At 68.2% G+C, this 6,058-nt stretch carries 4 protein-coding genes; 1 reads left to right on the forward strand and 3 read right to left on the reverse strand.

The window, feature by feature from the left end; genetic code table 11:
* Positions 1 to 4 precede the first annotated feature (4 nt).
* The 3 genes from ACWCQ1_RS41100 to nrdR all read right to left on the reverse strand — a co-directional run bounded on the left by ACWCQ1_RS41100 (position 5) and on the right by nrdR (position 4,547).
* A complete protein-coding gene (locus ACWCQ1_RS41100) occupies positions 5 to 733 on the reverse strand; it encodes a DUF6215 domain-containing protein (RefSeq protein ID WP_451028742.1) in 729 nt (242 codons plus the stop codon).
* Between the two features lie 193 nt (positions 734 to 926).
* A complete protein-coding gene (locus ACWCQ1_RS41105) occupies positions 927 to 3,821 on the reverse strand; it encodes a vitamin B12-dependent ribonucleotide reductase (protein ID WP_133046167.1) in 2,895 nt (964 codons plus the stop codon).
* A 165-nt stretch (positions 3,822 to 3,986) separates the two neighbouring features.
* On the reverse strand, positions 3,987 to 4,547 hold the full coding sequence (nrdR, locus tag ACWCQ1_RS41110) for a transcriptional regulator NrdR (RefSeq protein WP_133046168.1): 561 nt from the start codon (positions 4,545 to 4,547) through the stop codon (positions 3,987 to 3,989).
* A 564-nt stretch (positions 4,548 to 5,111) separates the two neighbouring features.
* Between nrdR and lexA the strand changes: the two genes are divergently transcribed.
* Positions 5,112 to 5,891, forward strand: coding sequence for a transcriptional repressor LexA (gene lexA, locus ACWCQ1_RS41115; protein WP_358604898.1), 780 nt, complete (start codon positions 5,112 to 5,114; stop codon positions 5,889 to 5,891).
* Positions 5,892 to 6,058 lie beyond the last annotated feature (167 nt).

Below are 6,058 nucleotides of genomic sequence, written 5' to 3' on the forward strand. Positions count from 1 at the left end.
CCGGTCAGCCGGCGGTCCACCCCGGGACCGTCGGCAGCACCTTCTCGGCGACGCGGAACAGCGCCGCGTCGTCGGGTGTCGCGAAGTCCTGGCGCCAGATGGACACCTCGAAGGAACCGCCGCCGTCCTTGGCGTCCTTGGCGACGATCAGAGTGCGGGCGATGCCTCCGGGGCCCGTGTGGACCTTGCCGCCGCCCAGGTTGAAGTGCAGGGCGGTGGTGTGGTCCGAGTAGAGGACCGCGGGGTGGCCGAGCAAACTCCTCTTCTGGACGGTGTCGCCGAGGAAGTCGGCCAGCTCCGACACCGGGAAGTCGTCGTCGGACGCGGAGAGCTCCAGGGAGTAGGTCTTCAGGTCGACGTCCGCCTCCGGGAAATCCGTCTTGGTTCCGTTGGCGGAGGTGGACGTGCTCACGTTGCCGCTGGCACTGATCGCCAGCTCGTCCGGCGTGCCGAGGAGCGTCGGCAGGTCGGAACGGTTGAGCGCCGTGCACAGCTGTGCCGCGGTGTGCTTGGACGATTTGGCGTCATGCGTGGTCTCGCAGACGGCGGGCTTGGTGTCACCCGCCGCGTCCCTGCCTCCCCCGAGGACCCACAGGGCGCCGGCGAGGCCCACGACCACCACGATCGCCGCGATGACCTGAGCCCCCGTGTCCACGCTCTTCTCGGGCTTGCTGCCGCCTATTACGGGCTCGCTGCCCATGTCCTGCTTGGTGTCGGCGAATTCGTCGACCATGTCCCCCACGTCCCCACCCCGATGTTCGCGCCGGTCGTGCGCCGGGGGAGCCTAACCTGTGATCCTTCTGTGGGGAAAGTGGAATTCTCAAGCACACGAAGGCGGCGTCCTGACAGGGGCGGCCCCGCCCCGAAGAGCGCGAAGGGCGGTGGCACCGGAGTCCCGGTGCCACCGCCCTGACGGCTGGGTCACATCAGCTGCAGCCGCTGGTCGACCCGCAGCCCTCGCAGATGTAGCAGGAACCGGCCCGCTGCATCTTCGTACCGCAGGAGAAGCACAGCGGGGCGTCGGCCTGGATGCCCAGCTGCATCTCGACCAGTTCGGCGCTGGTGTGGGCCTGCTTCGGAGCGGGCTTGGCCGCCTGGACCTCGGCACGCGGCGTGGCGACGGCCTTCAGCTCCTGGGCACGGGGCGCCGACTGGGCGAGACCCTCGACGTCGACCTCGTCCTCGGACGGCTCGTAGGACCCGGTCTCCAGGTGACGCTGGCGCTCCTCGGCGGAGTGGATGCCGAGCGCGGAGCGCGTCTCGAAGGGCAGGAAGTCCAGCGCCAGGCGGCGGAAGATGTAGTCGACGATCGACTGCGCCATCCGCACGTCCGGGTCGTCCGTCATACCGGCCGGCTCGAAGCGCATGTTGGTGAACTTCGAGACGTACGTCTCCAGGGGCACGCCGTACTGGAGGCCGACGGAGACCGCGATGGAGAAGGCGTCCATCATGCCCGCGAGAGTCGAACCCTGCTTGGACATCTTCAGGAAGACCTCGCCGAGACCGTCGTCCGGGTAGGAGTTGGCGGTCATGTAGCCCTCGGCGCCGCCGACCGTGAAGGACGTCGTGATGCCGGGGCGGCCCTTCGGGAGGCGCTTGCGGACCGGGCGGTACTCGATGACCTTCTCGACCGTCTCGCGGATGGTCGCCTCGGCCTTCTCCGTGACCTCGGCCTTCTCCTTCTCCTTGGTCTTCGCGGAGAGGGGCTGGCCGACCTTGCAGTTGTCGCGGTAGATGGCGAGCGCCTTGACGCCCAGCTTCCACGCCTCGAAGTAGATCTCCTCGACCTCCTCGACGGTCGCCGACTCCGGCATGTTGACCGTCTTGGAGATGGCGCCGGAGATCCACGGCTGGATCGCGGCCATCATGCGCACGTGGCCCATCGGGGAGATGGCCCGCTCGCCCATGGCGCAGTCGAACACCTCGTAGTGCTCGTGCTTGAGCCCGGGGGCGTCGATCACATTGCCGTGCTCGGCGATGTGGGCGACGATCGCCTCGATCTGCTCCTCCTGGTAGCCCAGGCGGCGCAGGGCCTGCGGGACCGTGCCGTTGACGATCTGCATGGAGCCGCCGCCGACGAGCTTCTTGAACTTGACCAGGGCCAGGTCGGGCTCGACGCCGGTGGTGTCGCAGGACATCGCCAGACCGATGGTGCCGGTCGGGGCGAGGACGGACGCCTGGGAGTTACGGAAACCGTTCTTCTCGCCGAGGCGCACCACGTCCTGCCAGGCCTCGGTGGCGGCGGCCCACACCGGGGTGTCCAGGTCGTCCATGCGGACGGCCACGGCGTTGGCGTCGGCGTGCTGCTTCATGACGCGGTTGTGGGCACTGGCGTTGCGCGCGTAGCCGTCGTACGGACCCACCACGGCGGCGAGTTCGGCGGAGCGCTTGTACGACGTGCCGGTCATCAGGGAGGTGATGGCGCCGGCCAGGGCGCGGCCGCCGTCGGAGTCGTAGGCGTGGCCGGTGGCCATCAGCAGGGCGCCGAGGTTGGCGTATCCGATGCCGAGCTGGCGGAACGCGCGCGTGTTGTCGCCGATCTTCTGGGTGGGGAAGTCGGCGAAGCAGATGGAGATGTCCATCGCGGTGATGACGAGCTCGACGACCTTGGAGAAGCGCTCGACCTCGAAGGACTGGTGGCCCTTGCCGTCGTCCTTGAGGAACTTCATCAGGTTCAGCGAGGCGAGGTTGCAGGACGTGTTGTCCAGGTGCATGTACTCGCTGCACGGGTTCGAGCCGTTGATACGGCCGGACTCCGGGCACGTGTGCCAGTGGTTGATGACGTTGTCGTACTGGATGCCCGGGTCGGCGCAGGCCCAGGCGGCCTCGGCCATCTTGCGGAACAGGGTCTTGGCGTCGACCTCTTCGATGACCTCGCCGGTCATCCGCGCGCGGAGGCCGAACTTGCCGCCCTGCTCGACCGCCTTCATGAACTCGTCGTTGACACGGACCGAGTTGTTGGCGTTCTGGTACTGGACGGAGGTGATGTCCTCGCCGCCGAGGTCCATGTCGAAGCCCGCGTCACGCAGGGCGCGGATCTTCTCCTCCTCCTTCACCTTGGTCTCGATGAAGTCCTCGACGTCCGGGTGGTCGACGTCGAGGATGACCATCTTCGCGGCCCGGCGGGTGGCGCCACCGGACTTGATGGTGCCGGCGGAGGCGTCGGCGCCGCGCATGAAGGAGACCGGGCCGGAGGCGTTGCCACCGGAGGACAGCAGCTCCTTGGAGGAGCGGATACGGGAGAGGTTCAGGCCGGCGCCGGAGCCGCCCTTGAAGATCATGCCCTCTTCCTTGTACCAGTCGAGGATCGACTCCATGGAGTCGTCGACGGACAGGATGAAGCAGGCGGACACCTGCTGGGGCTGCGGGGTGCCGACGTTGAACCAGACGGGGCTGTTGAAGCTGAAGACCTGGTGCAGGAGGGCGTACGCCAGCTCGTGCTCGAAGATCTCCGCGTCGGCGGGCGAGGCGAAGTACTTGTAGTCCTCGCCGGCCTTCCGGTACGTCTTCACGATGCGGTCGATCAGCTGCTTGAGGCTGGTCTCGCGCTGCGGGGTGCCCACGGCACCGCGGAAGTACTTGCTGGTGACGATGTTGACCGCGTTCACCGACCAGAAGTCGGGGAACTCGACGCCGCGCTGCTCGAAGTTGACCGAGCCGTCGCGCCAGTTGGTCATGACGACGTCACGGCGCTCCCAGGCCACCTCGTCGTACGGGTGCACGCCGGGGGTGGTGTGGATGCGCTCGATACGCAGTCCCTTGGTCGCCTTGGTGCCCTTGGCGCGGGAACTCCGTGCCGGACCGCTCGCCGTCTCTGTCATGCCGCCTCCCTGTACGGGCTAAAACGCCCTGAAGTGCCCCGTTGTTCCCGTGGCACGGTGTTCTGTCTGGTGTTGCGGGCACCCACTCGCTACGCCCGCAACAGGTCTCGATCGCCGCCGTCCGGCCGGACAAAGGGGCTTGCGCCCCGCGTTCCGGCCCGCCGATCAGTCGGCGGCGTGCGCGGGCTCGGGGACCTGGGCGGTCCCTCCGGGCCCGATGTCGTCTTCCCGGCTCCCCGCGCCGGCATCCTCGCGGACGTCGTCGTCCGCGCCGGCGGGTCGCGTCTCCTCCCTGAGTTCCGCGATCGCGGCCTCGAAGTCGTCGAGCGAGTCGAACGCCCGGTAGACGGAGGCGAATCGCAGATACGCGACAAGGTCGAGTTCCTGCAACGGGCCGAGTATGGCCAGCCCCACGTCGTGGGTGGTCAGCTCGGCGCTTCCGGTGGCCCGCACCGCCTCCTCGACCCGCTGGCCGAGCTGGGCGAGGGCGTCCTCGGTAACAGGCCGTCCCTGGCATGCCTTGCGCACACCGTTGATGACCTTGGTACGGCTGAAGGGCTCGGTGACTCCGGACCGCTTGATCACCATCAGTGAGCACGTCTCCACCGTCGTGAAACGACGGGAGCAGTCAGGACACTGACGGCGCCTGCGGATCGACGTGCCGTCGTCGGTCGTACGACTGTCGACGACGCGGCTGTCGGGGTGCCTGCAGAAGGGGCAGTGCATGATCTTCCAACCCTCCTCACAGCAGACTCAATAGCCTCGCTGAGCCCCATGGGCCCCTCGAAGCAGCCCCAAGCATAGGCGATGACCATGGGTCCGGAGACCCGGGGGACCACAACTTCTGGGCTGCTGTTGCAATCCAACCACTAGATGTGGGGATTGGCTCATACATACACGCCGTTCGCGCGTGTCGCGCATGTATTGGCATGTGCCATACGACTGCTCCGCCGCACGGAATGCACACGCGCACAGGCGTACCGTTACGGCACGTGGGGAGATACCGTGGGCGCCACAAGGAGAGGGCGTGCGACTCCCGCAGAAATGGGGGCCGGTTCCCGGTTGCGGGCACGCCGGATGGCAGACTGGGCGCAGACCCACGAGGCCATCACCCCGGCGGTGAAGAGTACAACAATGAGCCCTTTTGCCCGCCAGGTGCCGCGTTAGCCATACACCCAGACACATGATCAAGTAAGGCGATCCGCGTTTTTTCACTCGAACGTGTGTTTGGCGCAACCTTTCGAAAGCAACTACCGTTGTCCAGCAGGGAGACCATCGAGAGGGGCCGACGTGACCACCACCGCAGACAGTGCCACCATCACTGCCCAGGACCGCTCCCAGGGCCGACTCGAGCCGGTGCATGCGATGAACGAAACCGTGAATCCCGAGGGGCACAAGCGCTCCCTGCCGGGCCGACCTCCAGGCATCAGGGCGGACAGCTCCGGACTCACCGACCGCCAGCGCCGGGTGATCGAGGTCATCAGGGATTCCGTCCAGCGGCGCGGCTACCCGCCGTCGATGCGGGAGATCGGCCAGGCGGTCGGCCTCTCCAGCACCTCGTCCGTCGCACACCAGCTGATGGCTCTGGAGCGCAAGGGCTTCCTGCGCCGCGACCCGCACCGCCCGCGCGCGTACGAGGTGCGCGGCTCCGACCAGGCCGCCACCGTGCAGCCCACCGACACCGCCGGCAAGCCCGCCGCGTCGTACGTCCCGCTGGTCGGCCGGATCGCCGCCGGTGGTCCGATCCTCGCCGAGGAGTCGGTCGAGGACGTCTTCCCTCTCCCCCGCCAGCTGGTCGGTGACGGCGAGCTGTTCGTCCTGAAGGTCGTCGGTGACTCGATGATCGAGGCCGCGATCTGCGACGGCGACTGGGTCACGGTCCGCCGTCAGCCCGTCGCGGAGAACGGCGACATCGTCGCCGCGATGCTCGACGGCGAGGCCACCGTGAAGCGCTTCAAGCGCGAGGACGGTCATGTCTGGCTCCTCCCGCACAACTCCGCGTACGAGCCGATCCCCGGCGACGACGCGACCATCCTCGGCAAGGTGGTGGCGGTGCTGCGGCGCGTATGACGGCCGCGGCAGGCGGCTCTGTGGCGGCCGCCCCCTGACCGGGCCCCGGGACCCCTGCGCCGGTTCCGGGGCCCTGTGTTGTGCCCGGCCCCCCGGGGCGCCGGAGATCGAGGACGGGTGGGTGGTGGGGGGGGGGCGGGGGGGCGCCCCCCCCCCCGCTCCTCCGC

The organism is Streptomyces sp. NPDC002144 (genome assembly GCF_053593695.1).